Genomic DNA, 24,979 nt, shown 5'->3' on the forward strand with positions numbered 1-24,979 from the left:
TCCCCTGACCTCTGGGTTATGAATCCAACGCTCTAACCAACTGAGCTACCTCGCCATAATTTTGAGAGTGCAAATATATAAACATTATTCTTGTTGGCAAACATTATTTTAAATAAAAATTTTTATTTGAAATATTTTCTAAACTTATTAATTAATGTATATATTGGACAAAATAAAATTTACAAGACTACAATTAAATGGAAGATAAAATAAAGTACGAGATGGAGTTTGTTGTACATGCTTCACCATCATTACTATACCAATATATATCGACACCTTCAGGGTTGTCCGAGTGGTTTGCTGATAACGTAAATTCTAGAGGAGAATTATATAAATTTATTTGGGATGGTTCTGAGGAGCAGGCTAAATTAATTACAAAAAAATCTGGCGAGCGTATTAAGTTTAAATGGTTAGCGGATGAGGATGAACCATATTTTTTCGAAATAAAAATTCAAGTAGACGAAATAACAAAAGATGTATCAATAATTATTACTGATTTTGCCGAAGAAGATGAAGTTGATGAAGCTAAAATGCTTTGGACTAATCAAATTTCTGATTTAAAACAAGTATTAGGTTCTGCCTAAAAATAAATACATTTAAAGTATATTTGTCCCATTGAAAAATGGGACTTTTTTTATGATAAATTTTAACGGTAAAATTCAAGAAAACAATTTAGTAATTTCTAATAATAATCGTGGCTATTCCTATGGAGATGGGCTTTTTGAAACTATAAAAGCGGTACATGGTAAATTATTGTTTTTTGAAGACCACTACTTTAGATTAATGGCATCCATGCGTATTATGCGAATGCAAATACCAATGGATTTTACAATGGAGTTTATAGAAGAGCAAATTATAAACACCTTAAAGGCTAACGATTTAAATACACAATCTGCACGTGTAAAAATTCAGGTTGATAGAGTGGAAGGTGGGTTATATTTACCTGAAAACAATACGATTAACTTTGTGATAAGTGTAAAAAAAATAGACAGTGATTTTTATCTTTTAAACGAAGAAAATTATGAGGTAGATTTGTTTAAAGATCATTATTTGTCTCCAAGTTTATTGACAACACTTAAGTCAAATAATAAAGCGTTGAATGTAATAGGAAGCATTTATGCAAAAGAAAACAGGTTAGACAACTGTTTATTAATAAATACTAATAAAAGTGTCGTAGAGGCCTTAAATGGAAATTTGTTTTTAGTAAAAGGTAATATCATAAAAACAGTTCCATTATCTGATGGGTGTTTAAAAGGTGTTTTAAGAAAACAATTAATTGATATTATTAAACTTTTACCAGAATACACCATCGAGGAAACATCAATTTCTCCTTTTGAGCTTCAAAAAGCAGATGAGTTATTTTTAACAAACGTTATACAAGGTATCCAGCCTATTACTAAATATAGAAAAAAGGTATTTAAAAATGAAACAGCAAAAATGTTGTTACAAAAGCTAAACGTGAAAGTTAGATTAGGCTAATTATAACTTGGGTTTTCAGGTGCATTAGACCAAATGGAGTAGTCACCACCTAACTCGACCATTTTTTCTTTCCAAAGGGTTTCATAACTTTTTTCAATAATATCTTTCTTGTAGGTGTTTTTTGTAACAACCCATGCATTGGATTTAAGTTCAGTTTCTAACTGGTTGCTTTCCCATCCAGAGTAGCCTAAAAAGAATTTGATATCATTTGCTGTGATTTTTTGTTCAGCAATTAAATTAGCGACAATATTAAAATCTCCTCCCCAAAAAATTCCTAAAGAAATCTCTACACTATTAGGGATTAAGTCTGGACGCTTATGTATAAAATATAAATTATCTTGCTCCACAGGGCCACCATTGTAGACTTTAAAAGAAGCATCTAATTCTGGAATTAAATCACTGATAGTATAATTTAAGGGCTTGTTTAAAATAAAACCTATAGCGCCTTCTTTATTATAATCTGTAAGCAGTACTATAGATCTATTAAAAGACATATCTCCTATTATAGAAGGCTCTGCGATTAATAAGTCACCCTTTTCTGGTTTGGTTGTAGTCATTTTAAAAGGATTTGTTTCTTAAATGTAGCATTATTTATTTAATAAACAAAGTATATGATGTATATAAAATAAAAAAAGCCTTCAATATTGAAGGCTTTTTGAAATATTTTAAACAAATACTAGTTAACAGCATTTGCTAAATCAGAACCAGCTTTAAACTTAACTACGTTTTTAGCTTTGATTTTGATAGTTTTTCCAGTTTGTGGGTTTCTTCCGTCTCTTGCAGCTCTTTTAGATACTGACCAAGAACCAAAACCTACTAAAGAAACTCTATTACCTTTTTGTAAAGATCCTTCAATTTCGATTAACGCACACTCTAAAGCTTTCTTTGCAGCTGCTTTAGTAATTCCTGCGTGTTCTGCCATAGCATCGATTAAATCTGTTTTGTTCATAATTTTAATTTTAATTATTAATAAATAGTTGATTAACAGTTTTTGTTAAATCCTTTTACAAATTTATACGGATTATGCTACTATGCAAGTAATAGCAAGGGAAATGCGCACATTTGTTAATAACTTATAGCATTTGTTAATAAAGAGGACGTTTTTTTAATGGTTTATAGCAATATCAATGATACTAAGGGTTTAGCGAAGTTTTGCGTCTTCGTCAAAATTATAACCATTTAAAAGAGATTTTACTTCCATGTTTCGTTTTCCAGGTAATTTTAATTCTAATATAGTTATAAAACCCTCTTTAACAGCTACTTTAAGTGTGGATTTACTGCTAATAATTGTACCTACTTCTATGTTATGGTCTTCAAATTCTTTTTCAGCTTTATAAATTTTGATATCTAAAACGTCGTCATTATTATGCAATTCGCACCAAGCAGCAGGATATGGACTTAATCCTCTTATTTTATTGTAAATAGCTTCTATAGGTTGTGTAAAGTCTATTTTGCAGTTATCTCTGTTAAGCTTATATGCTGTTCTAGAAATAGCATCTTCGGACTGTGGTGTAGTTGTAACATCACCTTTTTCAATAAGTTTTATAGTGTCTATTATTAAGTCACTTCCTAACATCATTAACTTATCATGTAAGCTTCCTGCGTTTTCAGAAGGATCAATCGCAATGTCCTTTTGCAAAATCATTTCGCCAGTATCAATTTTTTCGTCAATAAAAAAGGTGGATACACCTGTTTTTGTTTCACCATTAATTATAGCCCAATTTATTGGCGCTGCACCACGATAGTTTGGTAGTAATGAGGCATGTAAATTAAATGTGCCATACTTTGGCATATCCCAAACAACTTTAGGTAACATCCTAAAAGCGACTATTATTTGAAGGTTTGCCTCCAAAGCTTTTAATTCGTTTAAAAAATCGTCACTTTTTAAATTGGTAGGTTGTAAAATATTTAAACCTTTTTGTTTTGCAAATACTTTTACAGCAGACTCGTGCATTTTACGTCCACGTCCAGCAGGTTTATCTGGTGCTGTAATAACACCAACAACATTATAGTCGTGATCTAAAATAGTTTTAAGGGTCGTTACCGCAAATTCTGGTGTACCCATAAATACAATTTTTATGTCTTTATTCATATATGTTTTAATTTATAACTATTAGTTTTTGTAAGTTCTACAATGTCATTTTCTAATAGTTTTTTTAGTGTATTGTTTATATCTTCTTCTGTAAAAGGTAAGGTTTTAAATAATGTTTTAGAGTTTTTGTCTCCAAATTCTAAGCATTCAATTATTTTATTTTTAACTGTTTTAAAGTCTGTTTTAGGTTTCGCTTTCGCGGAAATACAAACACTGCAAATCCCACAAGGTTGTACATCTTTTTCACCAAAATAAGTTAGTAGTTGTATGCTTTTGCAAAGTTGGTCATTATTAATATAATCCAATACTGCTTGTACTTGTTTTTGTTTTAATGTGTTTTGTTGTTTAATTATGGATGCAATACGATTTATGGTTTTTTCGTCTTCACGAGGCTCTATAAAGGTAATTTGAGCATCTGTTTTATTAATAAGTAATGTAATAACTTCATCTTTAGCTAATTGTTCTAAAACATATACAAGTCTAATTTCTTTAATTCCTGCTTTATCAGAAATAAGACTGCTATTTATTTTTGTACTATGCTCAAAAATTCCGCCATAAGTTCTTAATATAGACTTTATAATAATTTCAAAATCTTTATGTGCGTCCAAGTATTTAAATAAGGCGTGACTACTAATTAAAAATTGGACCTCAATACGTTTATTAAATTGCTTACTAAGCGTTATTATACTGGTATTGTCCAATATATTTAAGGCGTTATAAGTAGTTACAGTGTTAAACTTATAAGTTTTGCAAAACTCATTAAAATTAAAATCAAAGGTTTGATATGCGCCTTCACCATAGGATATTTGAAAATAGCTACATAGTTTTCTGTAAACAATTTTAACAAAATCTACCGTTGGTAAAACTTTTAAAAACTGATTGTTTAAAGCAGTATTATCATTTTTGTTTTTTAAAATAACAGCATAAGCTTTAGCTTCATCACGACCAGCACGTCCGGCTTCTTGAAAATAACTTTCTATACTATCTGGTAAGTTAATATGTATTACTGTTTTTACATCAGATTTATCAATTCCCATTCCAAAAGCATTGGTGGCAACCATGACTTGTTTTTTACTACTTAACCAATCGTTTAAATGTTGGTCTTTAATAGTATTGTTTAATCCTCCATGATAGTAAGTGCTGCTTATGTTTTTGCTTTCTAGGTATTGGGTTATTTCTAATGTTAGACGTCTGTTTCTAACATATATAATAGAGGGTTGTTTGTTTTTAAGTAATATGGCTTCAAGTCTAAAGTATTTATCCTCTTCTTCAAAAACCATATAAGCAATATTAGGTCTGTAAAAAGATTGTTTAAAAACTTTAGGACTAATAAAGTCCAATTCGGTTATAATATCCTCCACCACTTCTGGTGTTGCACTTGCTGTTAAGGCAATAACGTTAACCGTTGGATGTAATTGACGTAATATATTTATGTTTTTATAAGCTGGTCTAAAATCGTTTCCCCATTGACTAATACAATGGGCTTCATCCACAGCAATAAGATTAACATTCATCTGTCTAATACGATCTTGTACTAGCTCTTGCTGTAAACGCTCTGGTGATAAGTATAAAAACTTATAGTTTCCGTAGATACAATTATCTAAAAGGGTGTCTATTTCTTTATTTGGGATTCCGCTAGTTAAAGCAATAGCTTTAATTCCTTTATTTAAAAGGGCATTAACTTGATCTTTCATTAATGCAACTAATGGAGATATAACAATGCAAATACCTTCTTTAGCTAAAGCAGGTATTTGAAAACAAACACTTTTTCCGCCACCAGTTGGTAGCAATGCAAAAGTGTCTTCGTTATTAATTACAGCATTAATAATATCTTCCTGTAATGGTCTAAAATCCGTAAATTTCCAATAACGTTCTAATATGTTTATTGGATGCGCCATTATAATGCTTTAACAACATCAATTATATGTTGCGCTCTAGTCTCTATACTACCAAACGGAACATCTTGTAAGTGGTAATCGTATTTATTATAAGTTTTTAAAAGGTTTTGATGAATAATTTTGGCTTCTTCAAAACTTTCGTAACGCACAGCATCACTTTGGTAAATTTCCTGCCAAGGTGCTAATATAAAAACGTAGTCGTACACATTATCTTGGCACGATTTTACAAAAGTATCAGGATAATCTTCGTTTGCATAATCCATGTATGCCACAACGTCAGGAACACCTCTGTCTAAAAAAACAAATTCACTATCGCTATTTTCAGCGTCTTTATACTGTTGCTCGCGACCTTTTAATAATAGCTCGCTAAATAATAACGGTTGCGTTAAAAACATTTGATCAATACCTTTTTCTCTTGCTTCAAGCGTCACTTGACGAGAAATTTCTTCGTAGCAAGTATAGCCACGTTTAGTTAATTCGTTTATGATTGCCGATTTTCCTGTGCTTGGACCTCCTGTAATTACTATTTTTTTTGCTTTCAAAGGGAAATAATTTATTTGTAAAAATCCGAAATATATTCTTTAAAAAAAAATATAAACAAAATGGTATATTTGTTGCTTATTAAAAAGGTATGAATAAGACACCAAATCCAGAAGAATTTTACGCAAAATTAAAAGCGCAATTACAGGACACAGCAATGTGGCCAAATGAATATTTATATAAATTTATTGTATTATCCGATTTACAAAAAATAGCCGAAATTGAAGCTATCTTTGATAATATGGGATCAGTAATTAGGACAAAAGAGTCTAGTAACGGTAAATATACAAGCGTATCTATTAATGTAACAATGAAAAACCCTGATCATGTTATAGAAAAGTATCTTGAAGTTACAGAAAAAGTAGAAGGCGTGATAAGTCTTTAATTTTTTTTTGTATTTTGCACAAGCATTAGAGACTTCAATGCAACACATATAACTTTCTACACTTTTTTTATTTTGATAGACGACATAGAGTATAACACAGAGCGTGAACATTTAATCATTCCAGAGTATGGACGCCATATTCAAAAAATGATTAATCATGCTAAAGCACAAGAGACCAAAGAAGAGCGTAATAAACTAGCTAAATCTATTATAGCTGTAATGGGAAACATGCAACCGCATTTACGCGATGTAGCCGATTTTCAGCACAAATTATGGGATCAGTTATTTATAATGTCAAATTTTGAGCTAGATGCAGATTCACCTTATGGAGCTCCTTCAAAAGAAGAACTGTCAGAGCGTCCACAACCTTTAAAGTATCCTCAAAATTTTCCAAAATATAGATTTTATGGTAATAATATAAAAACCATGATTGACGTCGCAAACACTTGGGAAGATGGCGAAATGAAAGAAGCGTTGACATATACCATTGCTAATCACATGAAAAAGTGTTTTTTAAATTGGAATAAAGATACAGTAGAGGATGATGTGATTTATGATCATTTATATGAATTGTCTGATGGTAAAATTAATTTAAAAAATACAGACGAAGATTTAACAGACTCGACTAGATTAATGAAAGCCTCTAGTGGCAAAAAGTATTCTAACAGTTCTAATAAAAAAACAGGACAAAAGAAAAACAATAATCAAAACAGAAACAGAAAAAGATACTAATACTATTTATGGGAACATTTAAAATTGAAGGTGGTCACCAACTAAAAGGAGATATTCAGCCTCAAGGCGCAAAAAACGAAGCATTACAAATATTATGTGCAGTTTTATTAACTCCTGAAAAAGTAACCATAAATAATATTCCTGATATTATTGACATTAATAAATTAATTACCCTATTAGGTAATTTAGGCGTTAAAGTTAACAAGATAAAAGACGAAACTTATACGTTTCAAGCAGACGAAGTTAATTTAGACTACATGCAAACTGCCGATTTTAAAAAAGAGGGTAGTGGACTTAGAGGGTCAATCATGATGGTTGGACCATTATTAGCACGTTTTGGTAAAGGGTATATCCCAAAACCAGGAGGCGATAAAATTGGACGTCGTCGTTTAGATACTCATTTTGAAGGATTTATTAATCTTGGTGCTAAATTTAGATATAATCGTGAAGACTATTTTTACGGTGTAGAAGCAGATAAATTAATTGGGACAGATATGCTTTTAGACGAAGCCTCTGTAACTGGAACAGCAAATATAGTTATGGCAGCTGTATTAGCACAAGGCACAACAACTATTTACAACGCTGCATGTGAGCCTTATTTGCAACAACTGTGTAAAATGCTTAACCGTATGGGAGCAAAAATATCAGGTGTTGGTTCTAACTTATTAACCATTGAAGGTGTTGATAGCTTAGGCGGAACAGAACACACTATGCTACCAGATATGATTGAAATAGGGAGTTGGATTGGTTTGGCAGCAATGACTAAAAGTGAACTGACTATTAAAAATGTAAGTTGGGATGATTTAGGACAAATACCTAATGTGTTTAGAAAATTAGGAATTACTGTTGAAAGAAAAGGGGATGATATTTACATTCCTGCACATAAAGATGGTTACCAAATACAAAACTACATTGATGGTTCTATATTAACAATTGCAGATGCACCTTGGCCTGGATTTACACCAGATTTGCTTAGTATTGTATTAGTAGTAGCTACTCAAGCAAAAGGTGAAGTTTTAGTACATCAAAAAATGTTTGAAAGTCGTTTGTTTTTTGTAGATAAACTTATCGATATGGGAGCAAAAATTATACTTTGCGATCCACACAGAGCAACAGTAATGGGTCATGACTTCAAGTCTCAGTTAAAAGCAACCACAATGGTGTCTCCAGATATTAGAGCAGGTATTTCATTATTAATAGCTGCATTATCTGCCAAAGGAACGTCAACAATTCATAACATTGAACAGATTGATAGAGGTTACCAAAAAATTGTAGAACGTTTACAAGCTATTGGAGCCAAAATAGAACGTTTAGAAGGAAATTAATACCTATGAAAAGCTTAAAAACACCATTAATTTTAGTACTAGTATTTACATTATTATCTTTTCAATCAATAGATAAGATATTAGGTAAATGGGAAATTGATAAAGTAACGGTCAATACCGTTGAGCAAGAAAAAGAAGAAGACAGGAATTATATTGAATTTTTAGAAAATGGTATAGTCAATTCATATATAACTAATGAAGGCACTATTGATACTGAACATTCTGGTACTTGGATATATAATGAAGATGAAAAAATACTGACAATTAAAGAAGAATATGTTCCTGAAGAACAATACAAAGTAGTGCAATTAGATAACGAAAATCTTATTATGAAATCAGTAAATAAAGAAGAGGACGTTGTTATTGAAATTTATTTCAAAAGAAAATAAAACTATTATTAAAAAGCTTCAATTAAAAATTGAAGCTTTTTTAGTTTTTATCAGTACTTGGATTTACAATGTATTATAAAATACTGCTGACTAGATATTTTACCTTACGTAACTTATTAGAAACAAACTTCTTCCGTTTATTATCTTCAGCTTTCTTTAAATAAACCATCAAAAGTCATTATCGCAGTAAAAAAAATGCATACCAAACTGGATCGCTAATAGTAATGGCATGAAATTCTGAGAGATTTTCTAGCCATCCTTTACTTTTATTCCAGATATTTTCTTTCCGGAAGTTGTTTCTCTTGGCATTTCTGGCATTTCTTTACAAACTACATTATCTGCATACAATTGTTTTACATAGTCTAGGTTTTGACCTCCTATACACATATTAGGCAACCGCTTCCTTATAAACTTTTAAACAACGCTCTCTTGCTTCTTTATGATCAACAATTGGTTGCGGATAAGTAAGCTCCTGATAGTCCGGAACCCATTGTTTAATATAGTCATGTTGTTTATCAAATTTATCAATTTGAGTTGTTGGATTAAATATTCTAAAATAAGGTGAAGCATCGACTCCTGATCCAGCTACCCATTGCCAATTACCAACATTACTAGACATATCATAATCATGTAGTTTTTCGGCAAAATAAGCTTCTCCCCAACGCCAATCAATTAAAAGATGCTTGCATAAAAAACTACCCACTAACATACGTACGCGATTATGCATAAAACCTGTTTGGTTTAGTTGGCGCATGCCAGCATCGACTAATGGATACCCTGTTTTACCCTCACACCATGCTTTAAATTCGGTTTCATTATTACGCCATTCTATACGATCATATTTTGCTTTGAAGGCCTCTTCATGTGTTTGAGGGAAATGCCACAATATTTGCATAAAAAATTCTCTCCAAATTAGTTCTTGCCAGAAAATTTCATTGTTTTCTGCAATAGCTTTTTTAATCATTTTTCTGACACTTACTGTTCCAAAACGTAAATGTGGACCCAATTTAGAGGTGGCATCTTTAGCAGGAAAGTTTCTAGTGGCTTCGTAATTTTGAATTAATGTTGGTGTAATTGTGTAGTCTTCTATTTTTTGTGATGATTGTTTAAAACCAATATCAGACAAACTTAAATTGGGCAATCTTGTATGTTCTACTAAATTGTTTAGGTAGGAATTTGTATAATAAATTTCTAGATTATAAGATTTAAAGTTTTCTTTCCATACACGCATATAAGGTGTGTAGACAACATAAGGGTCACCATCTTTTTTTACAACTTCATCTTTCTCAAAAATAACTTGATCTTTATAGGTCTTAAATTTAATCTCGTTTTTTGATAATAAATTTTCTATTTCCTTATCTCTTTTTGTAGCATAAGGCTCGTAATCGTGATTTGTAAAAACAGTATCGATAGTATACTCATCCATCAAAGTTTTAAAAACATCTTTTGGATTATCATAATACATTGCAATACTACTTTGGTGCTCTGCTTGTAATGTGTCACGCATGTTTTGTAAAGTATTATATATAAAACTTACACGTGCATCGTCTTTAGGTAATTGATCTAATATGGCTTTATCAAAAATAAAAATTGGTAAAACAGGATGGTCAGATTGTAACGCGTTAAAAAAACCAACGTTGTCATCTAATCTTAAATCGCGTCTAAACCAAAAAATGTTTATAGGTGTTTTCATGTATTAATATTTTCCAAAAAGTGCTTCCAATTTTTTCGTTCTGTGATTAAAAATTTCTTCCAGTTTAGGTTTAACTATTATGGGATGTACTAGCTGTCCTAAAATGCCAAAAGGGACTTTGTAATCTATGATGTCTTCCATTTCTACACCACCATCAATTTCTTTAATAAAATGTTTATGATGCCATAAGGCATAAGGTCCAAAACGCTGTTCATCTACAAAATATTCACCTTCTTTAACGTGTGTTATTTCTGTTACCCATTTTGTTTTTATGCCCAAAACAGGTGTGACAATGTATTGTATAATTTGACCTGCAAACATAGGTCTGTCTGCTCCAGACAAGATATTAAATCCCATGTAATCTGGAGTTATTGTTTTTAGGTTTTTTGGGTCTGATAAAAAATCCCAAGCTTGCGTCTTAGTAATTGGTAAGTTTTGTTTTTTATGTAATCTATAAATTTTCATAATAATTAGTCTAATTATATATTAGAATATAAGCGTTTAATGATGTAGCAATTATTAGCCATATGATATATGGAAACAATAAATAACTTAGATTTTTGAGTGTTTGTTTGTACTTAAAAAATAGATATAAAATGACAATAGTTAATGCTACAATGACTATTAAAGCTAGAAACACTTGATGTAAATTGAAAAAAATATAATTCCAACTAACATTTAAAAATACTTGTAAAACATAAACTAAAATTAATTTTTTACTTTTTACAAGTGAAAATAATTTGGATAGATAAATCGAAAAACACAGCATTATCAAAGTCCATGCTACACCAAAAACCCAACCTGGTGGTGTCCAAGGTGCTTGATTTAAATTAGTGTACCAATCCGATAAAGGACCATTATCCATTAGCCAACTTCCAAAGGCTAATCCACCAAAATTAATGACGCTAAATATTAAGAAAAGTAAAAGTTGCTTCATTTTAAATATTTAGTGATTTTTGAGCTATTTGGATTAGAAGTAGAGTATAGGTAGTCTAATAATTGACCCTCTGGACTAACAATGTATTTTTGAAAATTCCACTTTACTGATGAATTACTTTTACCGTTTTTTTGTTGTTGTGTAAGCCAAGAATATAAAGGATGTTGGTTGTGTCCTTTAACATCTATTTTTTCGGTAATTAAAAATGAAACTCCGTAATTTACTTCACAAAATTCTTCTATCGCATTAGCATCTCCAGGTTCTTGATTTCCAAATTGATTACATGGCACTCCTATAATTTGTAATTTATCCTTATAAGTATCGTGTAAGATTTGTAAATCTTTGTATTGTGGTGTAAAACCACATTTGGAAGCAACGTTAACAAATAAGATGTGCTTGCCTTTAAAAGCACTTAAATTAATTGGTTGTCCTTGCAAACTATTAATTTTAATATCGTAGATGCTTGGTAGATTTTTTAAATCAATTTTAGGATTACTTCTAGAAAAAAAAGTAGCAACAAATGCTTTAAATGGATTCATGCTATTAGATTTTAAAACTTACTATACCGCAATCCATTTCAAAGACTTGACCAGAGATTGATAACGCTTTTTCTGAGGTTAAAAATTGGGCCATATCTGCTACTTCTTGAGGATTTAAAAACTTTTTAAGAGGATGCCTATCTGTTATATTCTCAATCATTTTCTCATTACGTAATAGTTTAGAGGCTAATTGAGTGTCTGTAACCGTTGGTGCAATAGCGTTAATCCTAATTGTTGGAGCCATTTCTGCTCCTACAGATTTAACTAGTCCTTCTATTGCACTTTTAGAGGCAGCAACGCTAGCATGAAAAGGCATACCTAATTTTGCAGCGACAGTACTAAATAATACAATGGACGGATTGTTTCCTTTTTTTAAAGGGTCAATGTACTTTTGTATTGCTTTAACTGCACCAATGACGTTAATTTCAAAATCTGCTCTAAAATCATCTAATTTTAGTCTACCTATAGGTTTAAGATTAATACTTCCTGGACAATAAATTAGTGTGTCCACTGCTTCTATATCAGGCAAGGCTTCAGTTAGTATGTCACAATTATGATGTGTAAGGTTATCATGCTCAAAGTCAGGTTTAGTGCGACTTATGTTTATTACCTTGTGCGTGTTTAAAAAAGTTTGTGTAATGGCTTTACCAATACCTTTACTTCCTCCTATAATTACTAAATTTTTCATGGCTTTTTTTTGATTTTTAGGTATAAAAAAAGTGGTATCAATAAGATTGCTCCTATTAATTAATACCACTTAATATGTCATTTGGATTATAATCTAGTGCTTATGCAGCAGACGGTCTTCCTTTTAATCGTTTTTCAATCTTTTGTTTGATAGCAGTCAAATCTTTCATAATATCCATTAACTTAGGATCTTTGTTTTCTTTGTAAAGCTCATTCACACCAAGTATTAAATCTTTAGCTTCTCTTGACGCAAGAATACGATCACTTGTTGTAATAAACTTGTGCTTTTTTTCTGTAAACTCTATTGCTTTTTCTACGATACTCATAATGCTACTCTTTTAAATAATTTTGTAATTCGGCTATTTTTTCTGGCGTATTAAATTTTCCACCATAAAAAGTCGTCACTGTTGCAGAAGTTTCATCTTTAATGCCTCGTGACGATACACATAAGTGTTTGGCATCAATTATAACAGCAACATCATCAGTTTGCAATGCGGCTTTTAGCTCTTCTGCTATTTGGTTTGTTAAGCGTTCTTGTACCTGAGGACGTTTAGCGAAATACTGTACAATTCTGTTTAATTTTGATAAGCCTATAACTTTCCCTGAAGAAATATAAGCTACATGAGCTTTACCTATAATGGGTACAAAGTGATGCTCGCAATTGGAGTAGAAAGTAATGTTTTTCTCCACCAACATTTGATTGTATTTGTATTTATTGTCAAATAACGCAATTTTTGGCTTATTTTGAGGGTTTAATCCAGAAAATATTTCATCAATGTACATTTTAGCCACTCTTTTTGGAGTGCCTTTTAATGAATCATCTGTTAAATCTAAACCCATAACATCCATTATTTCTTCAAAAAGTATAGCAATTTTTTCTTTCTTTACTTCATCAGAAAACTTGAAAGCGTCACGCTTCATAGGTGTTTCAAGACCTGTGTACATGTGATCGTCTCCAATGTCTTGATAGTCAATACCATTAAGGTCTTGATGGTTTAGGGCTGGCATTATGTCTTGTTTAATCATTTTATCTTTTTATATGCTGTATTTGGTCAATCAAGCCAAATCAAAGCAGTTTTTGTAAATATCTAACGTTTAGATATTTTATTGTGAGTAATTTGTTTTTGTCTTGAGCATTTAAAACGTCCATCCTCAAACACTCTTTTTTTGCTGTGTTTTGTATTTCTACCTTGTACTCTGGCTCTCCATAATCTAAAACTACTAGGTTTCATTTCACGACGCATCAAGGTAATAACGTCTTGCTCTTTTAACCCAAATTGAAATGTTATAGCATCAAAAGGTGTACGATCTTCCCATGCCATTTCAATAATGCGATCTAGTTCTTCAATTGTAAATTCTTTTGTCATTTAAAGTGGCGAAAAATTAAATTGTTCGTCATATTTTATCTTCTCATTCATTAATTTATCAAAAAACTTTTTATTCTCTTTAAAGGTTTTATTATTTCTAAAATGAATAAATTTTCCGTTAGAGTGAATACTAGATCCATTTGTTTTATACACTACTAATTGGTAATAGGGTATGGCCCAAGTAAAATTTTTCAAGCCTTTTGTAATGTGTATTAGTATACCAATTGGTCTTAACTCTATATTCCCATAATTAGTATCACTAACAGTATTCAAAATTGATGCCATATTAGGACTAACTTCGTCAACAATCATTCTTTTTGATCCTACACCTCTCATCTTAATAGATTGTATAAGACTAAAAGGCTTACCAACGATGTCATCAATTAGTTTGTTGTTTTCCTTATTAGTATGTGTTGTATTTAGTAACAAAAGTTGTTTTCCGTTTAATTATACTCAAATATACAAAATGTTTAACCTTTTTAAGTTAATGTTAAACAATATTTAACATATTGAATTTAATTATCCCTAAATAGAAGTAACTTATTGATTGCGAAGTAATTTATTACGGTCACTTAAGGTATGTCGTTTTAAGATACGATAACTTTCTTTTTTTATCAAATCATTGTCTTTCATGCTCCATAACGTGTCACTAGCAAAAGTTCTAGTTTGTTTCTCGTCAATTATTGGATAAGGATAATCTGTGCCAAGCTGAAAGCCTGTCAGTTGTTGATCAAAATATGACATTTCGCTAGGATTATGAATAAATGGCGCTTCTAAACAAGCCAATTCCGGAACCCATTGTTTTATAAATTTACCATCAGGATCATGTTCGATACTATTTTTTAATGGATTATAAATACGTAAGGTGTTAATTCCGGTTTCTCCTGCTTGCATTTGTATTTGCGGATAATGTATGCCTGGTTCAAAGTCTAAAAATAAACTTGCCAGATGCTCGCTCATATCCTGCCAAGGTTGCCATAAATTATGTGTAAAAAATGAGACTACTAATGCTCGCATTCTAAAATTTAAATACCCTGTTTCTTTTAAGCATCGCATGCACGCATCTACTAACGGAAATCCGGTTTGTCCATTTTTCCAAGCCTCTTGATAGTTTAAGTTTACAGGTTTATTAAGTTGATGATACCCTTTGTTTACACTTTTAAATTCCATAAGATGTTCCATCTCAAACTTTTGGATAAAGTGCGCTTGCCAGCGTAATCTTGATACAAATGCATTTAAGTGACGTTTGTATCTGGTGTGCTTTACAACGTCTGAGGCGCCATTAATAACTTGTTTTATGGATAGATTTCCCCAAGCTATGTAAGGTGACAGCCTGCTGCAACCCGTTCTAGCATCTAATGGTTTTGAAATGTGGTACATGTAATTATGATAGCGTCCGTTGTAAAACGATTGCATGTATTTTAAACCTGTAGTTGTGCCTCCTTTTTGAAATTTTTTTGTGTAGTCCGTTTTCACGGAAATTGTGTTTAGTTCCGATTCAAGAGTTTCAATTTGATTTATGTTTAGTAATTGATTTGGTTTCGGTTGAAACAGAAACTCGGCTTGCATCATATAATTATCCCAATTCTGATACCATGTTTTTCTGTTGGTTAGTCCACGTTGCACACCATTATTGTCATTTTCTAACCAAACAATAGTGTTTTTGGCTGAAAATTCCGCGAAAGCGATATCCCGTTTAAACGTAGACAAAATACCGGTTTCTTTATGAGAAAATATGTGTGTGACATTATACGTAGTGTTGATGGTTTTAATAACCTTTTGGATGTTATTTTGGACAACCAATATCTTGGTGTTGTACGGTTTTAATTGACTATTTAAATCCTGTAAAGATTGTTTTACAAAATCCCAATGACGTTGGCTGTAGTGTTTGTCTTGTAACAAAAAATCTTCAAAAGTGTAGAGTAGGAGTGTGCTTTGTCCTGAGTTTAAAGCATTGGTAATGGCTTCGTTATCTTTTAATCGAAGGTCACGTTTTAGCCAAACTATGCTTAGGTTTTGTTTCATTTTAATTGTTTTCTTTTTTATCTGCGTGTTTTGCGGTAACGTCACATCGAGAGGTTTTTAGTTTTTACTAAAAATTGTATCTAGATGTTTTTAAAAATTATCAGGATTTTCAATAATTTGCTGTGCTCTTTCTTTTAGGTTACTTAATTGTTTGGCTTCCATTTTATCTAATAGGCTGTACATCATTTTCATTCTAAAATTGTCACCTAATTGTTTGCGCTTATCATCAAGAAAATTCCAATATAAACTGTTAAATGGACAGGCTTTGTTACCCAGTTTTTCTTTTTTATTATAATGGCAACTATCACAATAATTACCCATTTTATGTATGTAACTTCCGCTAGATACGTAAGGTTTTGTGGCTATTTTTCCGCCATCTGCAAATTGACTCATCCCTCTGGTGTTAGGAAGTTGGACCCACTCCACAGCATCCACATAAATACCCAAATACCAAGCGTCCACTTGGTCAGGATTAATTTGTGCTAACAATGCAAAATTACCTGTAACCATAAGACGTTGGATGTGGTGTGCGTATCCATTGTCTAAACTATTGGTAATGGATTGTTTAAGGCAATTCATTTTTGTGTTTCCTGTCCAATAAAAATCCGGTAAATTGTTATTGTTTTCAAGATAATTTAGTGTTTTATATTCTGGCATTAATGCCCAGTACATGCCACGCATATATTCTCTCCACCCTAAAATTTGTCTTATAAAACCTTCTACTTGGCTAATATTAATATCCTCGCCATGTTTGCGCCAATAATTAAGGACTGTATCGACTATGTTTTTAGGCGAAATTAATTTTAGATTCATTGCAAAAGACAATCTAGAATGAAATAAATAGACTTGGTCTGTGTGCATGGCATCTTGATAATCTCCAAAATGAATCAGCAATACTTCGCAAAAATATTTTAGCTGTTCAAGCGCTTGCTGTCTGTTTATTGGATAACTAAAAGTTTTGGTGTCTAAAGTGCCTATGGTTTTAATGTTTTCTTTTTCTATCAGTGATACAATATCTTCAATATCGTTTTTGAAATATTTGTAAGGCGGAATTGGATGTTCGGCTTTCCATTTATTTCTATTGCTTTTATCGTAATTCCATTTGCCACCTTCAGGTTGTTCTGCAACCATTAAAACATCGTGCTTTTTGCGCATGTCACGATAAAAATTTTCCATTAGGTATTGCTTTTTACCTTTAAAAAACTGTTTTAAATCTTGACGTTTTGTATAAAAATGTTCTGTTGAAAAAGCTTCTGTATCAATATCTAAAGTGTTACAAAAAGTAGACAATTGATCGTCTAATCTGTATTCGTCAGGTAATTGATATTCAAATTTAGTAATATTATGTTCTTCTATTAATAACTTAAGGTTGTCCGTTAAATTTTGAGTGTTTTTAGTGTCGTCTAGTTTAAAATATTGAACGGTAAAACCTTGGTCTTTTAAATGTTGGCTAAAATCGCGCATGGCAGCAAAAAAGCCAATCACTTTTTGGATATGATGAGTTACGTAATCTGTTTCCTGACGCATTTCAAATAGGCAATACACTGTGTTTTCTGGACAGTCTTTGTACCAGCTGTGTTTACTATTTAGTTGATCGCCTAATATTATTCTTAATGTTTTCAATGGTTGGTTGTTTTGTTATGTCATTGTTTTCGGTTGCGCTTAAACAGACAATAGTGTTGTACTTCCTATTTTATGTCTTACTGAGCGCAGTCGAAGTGTTTGTTTAATCTTGTTATCTATTTTTAAAGTGCTTCGCTTTTTTTAGTCAAACCTTCCGAGTTTTCTAAAGAAAATCCCATCGTCCTTTAGCTAAAGGAAAGAGTGTGTTACGGGATTATCAATTTTTTTAACTGACGTGAGTTAAAAAAGGGTGTCTTGTAGCCATAAACGCTGATAATTTCCGTTTGGATCATAGCGTTCTGATTGTAGTTTTACATTAAACTTTCTGTCTCTTGGATCGTTTCCAACGCCTGCAACGTACATCCAGTTTCCGTAGTTGCTGTGTACGTCATAATCTATAAGCATACTTTCAAAATAACTAGCTCCAATTCGCCAATCTAATTCTAAAGATTTTGCAAAATAACTGGCAACATTTTGTCTTCCACGATTACTCATCCAACCTGTTTTTTTTAGTTCAATCATATTGGCATTAACAAAAGGTTCTGCAGTGTTACCGTCAATCCATTGTTTAAGTTTTGTTTGGTTTGTAGACCAATCGTATTGTTTATTTAAAATACCACCTATTTTAAACAGTTGATTACCGTGTTTTAAGGAGACGTATTTAAAATAGTCACGCCAAATCAATTCAAAAATTAGCCAATAAGTAGATTCATTTTTTACATGCTCGTTTTCAAAACGTTTGACTTGGTAATAAATTTGTTTTGCAGATAAACTTCCGTTTGCTAACCATGGCGAAAACTTGCTACTAAAGTCCGTCCCAATTAATCCGTTTCTAGTTTTTTTGTAAAAGCCGAGTTTTTTGGTTTCGAAAAAATAATTGTTTAAGCGTCTTGAAGCCTCGGTTTCTCCTCCTTTAAAAGGAAAGGCGTTATTAGGATGTTGTGTTACAGCATCTAATCCTAAATCTTTTAAAGTCGGAATAGTTGTGTTGTTTGTTATGTTGAAGTTTTCAGCTGTAGCTGAATTAGTTACGTTTAAAGGTCTGATAGCACTCAGTTTTTCACACTGTTTTCTAAATTGCGTGAACACATTTGGCAATGCTTCCGTTTTAAACGGAATATCTTCCGGATGGTATAAAAACTGGTCATAAGTTTCAATAAAAGAAACGTCATCAGAAAGGGTGTTTTTTACTAAATTGATAGTAGAAACTTCTTCGTCTGTCCATTCTTTTTGAAGATAAATAGCCGAAATATTATGTAGCTTAACTAAATTTTGGATAGCATGTTCTGGAGTTTCCGTGTAAACGAACAACGGAATATTAAGGTGTTTAAGTTGCTGCTTTAAATCTGTTATAGTTTCAATTAAAAACTGCCCTCTAAAGTTTTCTGTCTTTTTAAATCCAAAGGGAGATAATTTAAATTGTCTTGAGTCAAAACAGTAGACAGCAATAGTAGATTTACTGTTTTCTATTGCTTTTTTAAGCGCAATATTATCTTGAGTTCTTAAGTCGTTTTTAAACCAAACTAAGCTGTTTTTGTTTTGTTTCGTCTGCATTTTTCACTACAATATTTTACGTCATTCCAACTCTTTTCCCATTTTTTACGCCAAGTAAAAGATAATTGGCAGGTTGGGCATGTTTTGGTTGGAAGGTTTTGTTTTTTAATGTTTTTAGGCATTGGCTAATTTGTTAATCATCCCTTTAAATATAAAACCATGAAAGGGAAGTACGCTATACCAATACAAGCGTCCGGCTAAACCACGTGGTCTAAAAGTGGCGCGCTGGTAAACCTTACCTTTTGCAACTCTAAACTCTAGCCAAGCTTCTCCGGGTAATTTCATTTCGGCAAATAAGATTAGACGTTTTTCGTCTTTATCAGCTAAAAGGACACGCCAAAAATCTAAGGCATCTCCAGTCTTAATTTTTGTTTTGTTAGTACGTCCACGACGTAAACCAATACCACCAACTAGTTTATCTAAAAACCCTCTGATCTTCCATAAAACCGTACCATAATACCAACCGTTTTCTCCACCAATAGCCCATATTTTTTCAAGTGTACGTTGTTCGTCATTAACTTGGCGCTCTTTGATGTCTGTAAAACAACCGTGTTTTGGGACTTTTAAATATTGTGTGGATGCTCGTTTTTTAAATCGGCTATTAATAAGTGCATCTTTCCAACTTGAGATAATATCGTTGCCTTCAATTTTGACAAAAGCTAATTCTACAGCTTTTTGATACGACATTGGGTTGACGTCTAATAATTTATTAATATTACTTTTTTCGCCTATAATTTCAATTCCCATACTATTTACTAGCGATGACGCTAATTTATAGGATGTAGATGTTACAAAGTATAACCAATAACTAGATAGTTTTGGTGTCATTATTGGTACGGTTAATATGTAGCGTTTTAATTTTCTGGCTTCAGCAAATTTTAATAACATTTGCTTGTATGTCATAACTTCTGGACCAAAAATATCGTAAGATGTGTTGTACAATTCAGTTTTACCTAAACCTTTAGTCAAAAACGCTAAAACGTCGCGTACACCAATGGGTTGCGTTTTTGTATTTAGCCATTTAGGAGCAATCATTACTGGTAGTTTTTCTACCAAATCTCTTATAATTTCAAAACTAGCACTACCAGAGCCAACTATAATTCCGGCTTTAAAAACCGTTAGACCATAGTGATTTGATTGTAATGTGGTTTCGACATTTTTTCTAGATAATAAGTGTTTTGATAATTTGGTATCGTTGGTAATTCCGCTTAAATATATGACTTGTTTGACACTTGTGGTTTCAATATAATTTTTGAAATTTACTGCGCAATCTTCTTCCATTTGATGGAATTGATCTACAGAATTTGACATGGAATGAATCAAATAATAAGCAGCATCAATATCCTTTGGAATATTATTTAAGGTTTCTGGTTTAAGAAAGTCGGCTTCAATCACGTGTAAATTTTCTTCTTCAGAATATTTACGTTCTGTACGTAATTTACCTCTAACAGCACAAACTACAGTGTGACCTTGCTCTAATAGTAACGGGATAATGCGCTTACCAATGTAACCTGTTGCTCCTGTTACTAATATTCTCATGGGTTTGATTTTAGTTTATGTAATTTTATTTATTTCTGTTCATTTTGTCTTGAAACAAAACGAACCAAAAATTCAAATCAATTTGAGGAAATTCCTACGGAACATTCGTTTTCGAAACTTCATGCTTGAAGCTTTGCTTCGCAGTTACGTTTCTTCACTCTCTATTTCTCCAAATTGATGATTTCGACTGTGTCGAAATTTGGGACTTTCTATCTGAAATAGTTTGTTTTTATTTCAAACTATTTTCTTCTTTTTATTTATTTTTTTGGTCTTTGGTAATCTAAGCGTTTTTCTAATTTAGGGATTGTGTATCCATCCAATCCGTTAATAGCAGCAATATTTGCTTTGGATAGGTTTATAAATCCATCGTTTTCTAATAAATCCCCATTAATATGTAAGCCTTGTATTTCTCCGATTACTAAAATGGTGTCATTTGCTTTGATTAGGTATTCTTCAACAAATTTCATTTCTAATTGAATTGGAGCGCCTTTAACAAATGGTGCTGCACAATTATCTTTGTATTCTGGTTCTAAATCTGTTTTATCAAATTCGGATATCGATTGATCGTATTTGGCAGATGTATGATGCGCGTCTTCAAAACTTTCTAAATCAATGTGATTTATAGTATAAACACCTGTGTTTTTGATATTGTCATACGTGTGACGTGTTACTGTTGTTGGTCTGCAAAAAAAGCCCAATAAAGGTGGGTTGCTTCCAATGTGTGTCACCGAGCTAAATACAGCTACATTTTCTTGTCCTTCGGCAGATTTTGTGCCAATTAAATTAGCGCTTTTAAAACCAGAGCAACTATTAATTAAATTAATTTTATATAAATGTTCTAATTCCTGAATCTGTTTTAAATTAAAATAAGCCATTTATAACGTTTTGTAATTATTTATTTGAACGCCTTTTGCTTTTAAATCAAACATTAAATTATACAAACCAAAGAAGGTTCTGTTTATGTAAATAAAGTGCTTAGAACCTCTATTACCATTCATTTTTCTTAACTCTGTGCTTTTGCTGTAACGTTGTCCCATTTCTGAAATAGCATTAAAAAATTCTGGATCAGAAAAATCAAAAGTATCCTCATGAAAAGGCTTTGTAAATAAGCTTAATAACTCATGAAACATTGCCGAGAAAAAATCTAATTCTTCTTGAGTGTCTTCTTCTCTTAAAATTTCTAACTCGTACATTTTAGCAGTAAAAGCGTCTTTATTATTGATTACTTCTGGTTTTGCTAATTCAAAATAAGGCACATAAAAATCTTGTGGTACTTCTTTCATACATCCAAAATCTAACGCAATTAAATCGCCAGTTTTAGAGACTAAAAAATTTCCAGGATGTGGATCTGCATGTACTTTTTTAATCACATGCATTTGGTACATATAAAAATCCCAAAGCGCTTGACCTAATTGGTTTGCTTTGTTTTGATCTGCGTTATATGCAGTAAATTCAGAAAGGTGTTCGCCTTCCATCCAATCCATAGTTATAATACGCTCGGAAGATAATGCTTCGTAATAGTTTGGAAACTTTAAATTAGGGATGTGCTTACAAGCTGCAACAATAGCTTTACTTTGCTCAACTTCTAAAATATAGTTAGTTTCTTCTACTAATTTGTTTTCTACTTCTTGAAAGTATTTATCAGAGTCCTTTCCTTTAATATTAAACATTTTTATGGCAATAGGTTTTACCATAGCCAAATCGCTAGCAATGCTATCTGCAACACCTGGATATTGAATTTTCACAGCAAGTTTTTTCCCATCCTTTTCGGCTAAATGCACTTGTCCAATACTGGCTGCATTTACAGAATTTAGATTAAAGGTGTCGTAAATTTGGCTTGGTAATTTACCGAAATATTTTTTAAACGTTTTACTAACTAAAGGTGCCGAAAGTGGTGGGACAGAAAACTGTGCCAACGAAAACTTCTCTACATAAGCTTGGGGTAAAATACTTTTTTCCATGCTTAGCATTTGTGCTACTTTTAGCGCACTACCTTTTAATTGCTTTAAACCATCATAGATGTCTTCAGCATTGTTTTCGTTAAGTCTCGCTTTAGCTTCGGCTTCAGTTTTGGTGATTTTGTCACCATAATATTTTAAATAATTTACACCAACTTTTGCTCCAGTAGAGACTAATTTAGTCGCTCTAGATATTTTTGAAGTTGGTATTTTGTCTATCGTTTTCAATAGTTTTGGGTTTTAGTTGTTATTGATACATTTTTTAGTACCTCAAAAACACTCGCACAGGAAAATGTTTTAATTAACTCATCTTTACTTTTTCTTTAAAGATGAATTTTCCAAAGTCAATGATACTTTTTAAAGGCATTACATTTAATACATCAAAACTTGTGTTTACAGATTTTTCGATAAAAATGTCTGTTTTTTCAAATGAAGCCGAAGTATCATCCATCCAAAATTTCATGGTTAACAATAATTGTAACCAGGCAGATTCTGTAAGCCCTTTGTCTTGAATTTTATTTAGCTGTTCTTGCTTAACATCAATAAGCTCGATTCCTAAATCTTTTATGTAGTGAGTAAAACTTGCTTTAAGCTCAGATAAAGCAGAAAAACCTTTTAAGCTGTTTTTGTGTTTGTGCAAAGCATATATTACATAACTTCTGTTAGCAGTAAGATTTTCAAAAAAGGTAAAGTAAAAACTTAGTAATTTGTTTCTTGGCTCAAAGTGTGCGTAATCGTTACTAGCCTCTAAGGCGTTATGTGTATTGTCAAAAAAGGCTTTGAAGATGCCTTTTTCTATCGCATCAAATGTTCCGAAGTGTTCATAAAATTTAGATTCCTCAAAATTATTATGCTTCGCAAATGCGTATACTGATTTTGGTTGCTCGTTATGTTCTAGGACATAATCCATGTAAAATGAAATGATGTCGTTACTACTTATGTTTTTCTTTTTTGCCATCCTATAAAAATTTGGTAGCATAAAGATACAAAATGTTTAACGATGTTTAGTTATTGTTAAACAAAATTTAACATGACTTTGTGTATGTTAGTCAAAAACGATTAATTAGTTGTTTAAATCAGGTAGTCTTTAGCGATTTGTCCTTTAAATTGTTTTGGTATATAAACACTAACTTCTGCAACGTAGGAATATACTTTTTTTTAAATGTGCAATTGGAGAAGCCTAAAATAAAAATTGGTCGTTTTTTATTGCTAAAAAACGACCAATAGGTGAGTGGTTATTATTCCTGTATTTCTATTTGTTTACTGCGGTTTCAACCGTTGTAACTCTTGCAGACAAGCTATCTTTATAACATGCTTGCGCTTTTACAAAATTGGTTTTTACTTATAGGTACAAAGTAACTTTTAGCAACAACCTGATCCTGGAGCACAAGAGTCTCCTGCTTGCATGTCTGAAAATTGTAGTTTTTGTTTTGGTTTCGGAATACCACATTTATCTTTTGCAAGACAATCCGTTACTAGTGATGTAAGTTGAAAAGTATTGTTTTTAAATTCTAATCCAAATTTTTGAATGGTTTGTTCTCCTTGATATTCCACTTCAATATCTAAACCTTCTAGGTTAAAAATATCTTCTGATAGCGCTATAATTTTAGCTAATTTTTCAGGATGTAACCTGTGGTCATAGTCATCTGCATTCCAAAGTTGAAAACTTACTTTTTTTTCTTGTCTTACAGTTCCGCCACAATCAATAAAGTGTTTAGAGACTTGTCCAACTTCAGTAACATGAAAATGGTTTGGAACTAAACTACCATCAGGCAGTGTGAAAGAAATAGTTTCTAATTGAGATAAGTGTTTTTTAATTTCTGAAAGTGTCATAATTTAATGTGTTATTATGATTAATATTTTGTTTTTAGCAACACGAGTTGCTGTCTAAATTGTTGTCAAAAAAGCCATTTAAAAGTGTTTTCATGGCTGTCCAATTGTCCTTGTCTATACAATAGCAAACGCTGGTGCCTTCAATAGTACCTTGTATTAAACCTAGGTTTTTTAATTCTTTTAAATGTTGAGATATAGTGGGTTGTGCTAATCCAATTTCTTCAACCAAATCACCACATACACAAGCATTAATTTTAAACAAATGTTGTATAATGGCTACTCTAGCAGGATGTCCAAATGCTTTTGCAAAAAGTGCAATTTGGTTTTGTGATTCTGAAAATTTTTCGGTTTTAATTAATCCCATAATGTTCGCATATTTGTACA

Annotated in this window: 31 protein-coding genes; 6 read left to right on the plus strand and 25 right to left on the minus strand. The window is 31.7% G+C overall.

Annotated elements, in window-relative coordinates; genetic code table 11:
- Positions 1–197 precede the first annotated feature (197 nt).
- Both B2989_RS11365 and B2989_RS11370 read left to right on the plus strand, forming a co-directional pair.
- Positions 198–584: an START-like domain-containing protein gene (locus tag B2989_RS11365; RefSeq protein WP_145002055.1), complete on the plus strand. Its 387-nt coding sequence runs from the start codon at positions 198–200 to the stop codon at positions 582–584.
- A gap of 52 nt (positions 585–636) precedes the next feature.
- Positions 637–1,479: an aminotransferase class IV gene (locus B2989_RS11370; protein ID WP_292948474.1), complete on the plus strand. Its 843-nt coding sequence runs from the start codon at positions 637–639 to the stop codon at positions 1,477–1,479.
- Here the strand turns inward: B2989_RS11370 and B2989_RS11375 are convergent.
- The 5 genes from B2989_RS11375 to B2989_RS11395 all read right to left on the minus strand — a co-directional run bounded on the left by B2989_RS11375 (position 1,476) and on the right by B2989_RS11395 (position 6,011).
- Entirely contained in the window at positions 1,476–2,036 is a 561-nt protein-coding gene (locus tag B2989_RS11375) for a YqgE/AlgH family protein (RefSeq protein WP_145002053.1), read from the minus strand. The genes B2989_RS11370 and B2989_RS11375 overlap by 4 nt on opposite strands.
- A 119-nt stretch (positions 2,037–2,155) precedes the next feature.
- On the minus strand, positions 2,156–2,428 hold the full coding sequence (locus B2989_RS11380; protein WP_028281811.1) for an HU family DNA-binding protein: 273 nt from the start codon (positions 2,426–2,428) through the stop codon (positions 2,156–2,158).
- A gap of 192 nt (positions 2,429–2,620) precedes the next feature.
- Positions 2,621–3,571: a methionyl-tRNA formyltransferase gene (gene fmt, locus B2989_RS11385; RefSeq protein WP_292948477.1), complete on the minus strand. Its 951-nt coding sequence runs from the start codon at positions 3,569–3,571 to the stop codon at positions 2,621–2,623.
- Positions 3,568–5,469 (minus strand): RecQ family ATP-dependent DNA helicase, encoded by a 1,902-nt coding sequence (locus B2989_RS11390; RefSeq protein WP_292948479.1) that lies wholly within the window; start codon positions 5,467–5,469, stop codon positions 3,568–3,570. Before B2989_RS11390 ends, fmt begins: the two co-directional genes overlap by 4 nt.
- A complete protein-coding gene (locus B2989_RS11395) occupies positions 5,469–6,011 on the minus strand; it encodes an ATP-binding protein (RefSeq protein WP_292948481.1) in 543 nt (180 codons plus the stop codon). Before B2989_RS11395 ends, B2989_RS11390 begins: the two co-directional genes overlap by 1 nt.
- A gap of 89 nt (positions 6,012–6,100) precedes the next feature.
- On the opposite strand from B2989_RS11395, the gene B2989_RS11400 reads away from it, so the two are divergent.
- The 4 genes from B2989_RS11400 (at position 6,101) to B2989_RS11415 (ending at position 8,840) form a co-directional block, all read left to right on the plus strand.
- Positions 6,101–6,394 (plus strand): DUF493 family protein, encoded by a 294-nt coding sequence (locus B2989_RS11400; RefSeq protein WP_145002049.1) that lies wholly within the window; start codon positions 6,101–6,103, stop codon positions 6,392–6,394.
- 72 nt (positions 6,395–6,466) lie between these two features.
- Positions 6,467–7,126: a DUF4290 domain-containing protein gene (locus B2989_RS11405; protein WP_145002048.1), complete on the plus strand. Its 660-nt coding sequence runs from the start codon at positions 6,467–6,469 to the stop codon at positions 7,124–7,126.
- An 8-nt stretch (positions 7,127–7,134) separates the two neighbouring features.
- On the plus strand, positions 7,135–8,451 hold the full coding sequence (gene murA, locus B2989_RS11410; RefSeq protein WP_145002047.1) for a UDP-N-acetylglucosamine 1-carboxyvinyltransferase: 1,317 nt from the start codon (positions 7,135–7,137) through the stop codon (positions 8,449–8,451).
- Between the two features lie 5 nt (positions 8,452–8,456).
- Positions 8,457–8,840, plus strand: coding sequence for a lipocalin family protein (locus tag B2989_RS11415; protein ID WP_292948485.1), 384 nt, complete (start codon positions 8,457–8,459; stop codon positions 8,838–8,840).
- A gap of 249 nt (positions 8,841–9,089) precedes the next feature.
- Here B2989_RS11415 and B2989_RS11420 read toward each other — a convergent pair whose 3' ends face one another.
- The 20 genes from B2989_RS11420 to B2989_RS11515 form a co-directional block, all read right to left on the minus strand.
- Positions 9,090–9,227 carry a hypothetical protein gene (locus B2989_RS11420; RefSeq protein WP_292948487.1) on the minus strand — a complete coding sequence of 46 codons (138 nt, stop codon included), beginning with the start codon at positions 9,225–9,227 and terminating at the stop codon, positions 9,090–9,092.
- 1 nt (position 9,228) lies between these two features.
- Positions 9,229–10,533: a cryptochrome/photolyase family protein gene (locus B2989_RS11425; protein ID WP_292948489.1), complete on the minus strand. Its 1,305-nt coding sequence runs from the start codon at positions 10,531–10,533 to the stop codon at positions 9,229–9,231.
- Positions 10,534–10,536: 3 nt separating this feature from the next.
- On the minus strand, positions 10,537–10,998 hold the full coding sequence (locus B2989_RS11430) for an SRPBCC family protein (RefSeq protein ID WP_292948491.1): 462 nt from the start codon (positions 10,996–10,998) through the stop codon (positions 10,537–10,539).
- Between the two features lie 10 nt (positions 10,999–11,008).
- Positions 11,009–11,470, minus strand: a complete 462-nt coding sequence (locus B2989_RS11435; protein WP_292948493.1) for a TspO/MBR family protein — start codon at positions 11,468–11,470, stop codon at positions 11,009–11,011.
- Positions 11,467–12,009, minus strand: coding sequence for a glutathione peroxidase (locus tag B2989_RS11440; RefSeq protein WP_292948495.1), 543 nt, complete (start codon positions 12,007–12,009; stop codon positions 11,467–11,469). The genes B2989_RS11435 and B2989_RS11440 overlap by 4 nt, the downstream gene beginning before the upstream one ends.
- 4 nt (positions 12,010–12,013) lie before the next feature.
- Entirely contained in the window at positions 12,014–12,697 is a 684-nt protein-coding gene (locus B2989_RS11445; RefSeq protein ID WP_292948497.1) for an SDR family NAD(P)-dependent oxidoreductase, read from the minus strand.
- Between the two features lie 100 nt (positions 12,698–12,797).
- A complete protein-coding gene (locus tag B2989_RS11450; protein WP_145002039.1) occupies positions 12,798–13,022 on the minus strand; it encodes a hypothetical protein in 225 nt (74 codons plus the stop codon).
- A gap of 4 nt (positions 13,023–13,026) precedes the next feature.
- Positions 13,027–13,704: a GTP cyclohydrolase I FolE gene (gene folE, locus B2989_RS11455; protein ID WP_409994629.1), complete on the minus strand. Its 678-nt coding sequence runs from the start codon at positions 13,702–13,704 to the stop codon at positions 13,027–13,029.
- 80 nt (positions 13,705–13,784) lie between these two features.
- Positions 13,785–14,063, minus strand: a complete 279-nt coding sequence (locus B2989_RS11460; RefSeq protein WP_292948500.1) for a TIGR03643 family protein — start codon at positions 14,061–14,063, stop codon at positions 13,785–13,787.
- The gene (locus B2989_RS11465; RefSeq protein WP_145002036.1) at positions 14,064–14,492 is read right to left on the minus strand and encodes a hypothetical protein; all 429 of its coding nucleotides are present in this window, start codon (positions 14,490–14,492) and stop codon (positions 14,064–14,066) included. It abuts the gene before it with no gap.
- A 111-nt stretch (positions 14,493–14,603) separates the two neighbouring features.
- Positions 14,604–16,088, minus strand: a complete 1,485-nt coding sequence (locus B2989_RS11470; RefSeq protein ID WP_292948502.1) for a cryptochrome/deoxyribodipyrimidine photo-lyase family protein — start codon at positions 16,086–16,088, stop codon at positions 14,604–14,606.
- Positions 16,089–16,178: 90 nt separating this feature from the next.
- Positions 16,179–17,711, minus strand: coding sequence for a cryptochrome/photolyase family protein (locus B2989_RS11475; RefSeq protein ID WP_292948504.1), 1,533 nt, complete (start codon positions 17,709–17,711; stop codon positions 16,179–16,181).
- A 240-nt stretch (positions 17,712–17,951) separates the two neighbouring features.
- Entirely contained in the window at positions 17,952–19,265 is a 1,314-nt protein-coding gene (locus B2989_RS11480) for a DASH family cryptochrome (RefSeq protein WP_292948506.1), read from the minus strand.
- On the minus strand, positions 19,235–19,375 hold the full coding sequence (locus tag B2989_RS11485) for a DUF2256 domain-containing protein (protein ID WP_292948632.1): 141 nt from the start codon (positions 19,373–19,375) through the stop codon (positions 19,235–19,237). Before B2989_RS11485 ends, B2989_RS11480 begins: the two co-directional genes overlap by 31 nt.
- A 4-nt stretch (positions 19,376–19,379) precedes the next feature.
- Positions 19,380–20,804, minus strand: coding sequence for an SDR family oxidoreductase (locus B2989_RS11490; RefSeq protein WP_292948508.1), 1,425 nt, complete (start codon positions 20,802–20,804; stop codon positions 19,380–19,382).
- A gap of 257 nt (positions 20,805–21,061) precedes the next feature.
- Positions 21,062–21,679 carry a flavin reductase family protein gene (locus B2989_RS11495; RefSeq protein ID WP_292948510.1) on the minus strand — a complete coding sequence of 206 codons (618 nt, stop codon included), beginning with the start codon at positions 21,677–21,679 and terminating at the stop codon, positions 21,062–21,064.
- A complete protein-coding gene (locus B2989_RS11500) occupies positions 21,680–22,990 on the minus strand; it encodes an ABC1 kinase family protein (RefSeq protein WP_292948512.1) in 1,311 nt (436 codons plus the stop codon).
- A 73-nt stretch (positions 22,991–23,063) separates the two neighbouring features.
- On the minus strand, positions 23,064–23,720 hold the full coding sequence (locus tag B2989_RS11505; RefSeq protein WP_292948514.1) for a TetR family transcriptional regulator C-terminal domain-containing protein: 657 nt from the start codon (positions 23,718–23,720) through the stop codon (positions 23,064–23,066).
- A gap of 404 nt (positions 23,721–24,124) precedes the next feature.
- Positions 24,125–24,595 carry a DUF6428 family protein gene (locus B2989_RS11510; RefSeq protein ID WP_292948515.1) on the minus strand — a complete coding sequence of 157 codons (471 nt, stop codon included), beginning with the start codon at positions 24,593–24,595 and terminating at the stop codon, positions 24,125–24,127.
- Positions 24,596–24,629: 34 nt separating this feature from the next.
- Entirely contained in the window at positions 24,630–24,959 is a 330-nt protein-coding gene (locus B2989_RS11515) for an ArsR/SmtB family transcription factor (RefSeq protein ID WP_292948516.1), read from the minus strand.
- Between the last annotated feature and the right edge of the window lie 20 nt (positions 24,960–24,979).

This window comes from Olleya sp. UBA1516 (assembly GCF_002323495.1).
GTDB lineage: Bacteria > Bacteroidota > Bacteroidia > Flavobacteriales > Flavobacteriaceae > Olleya.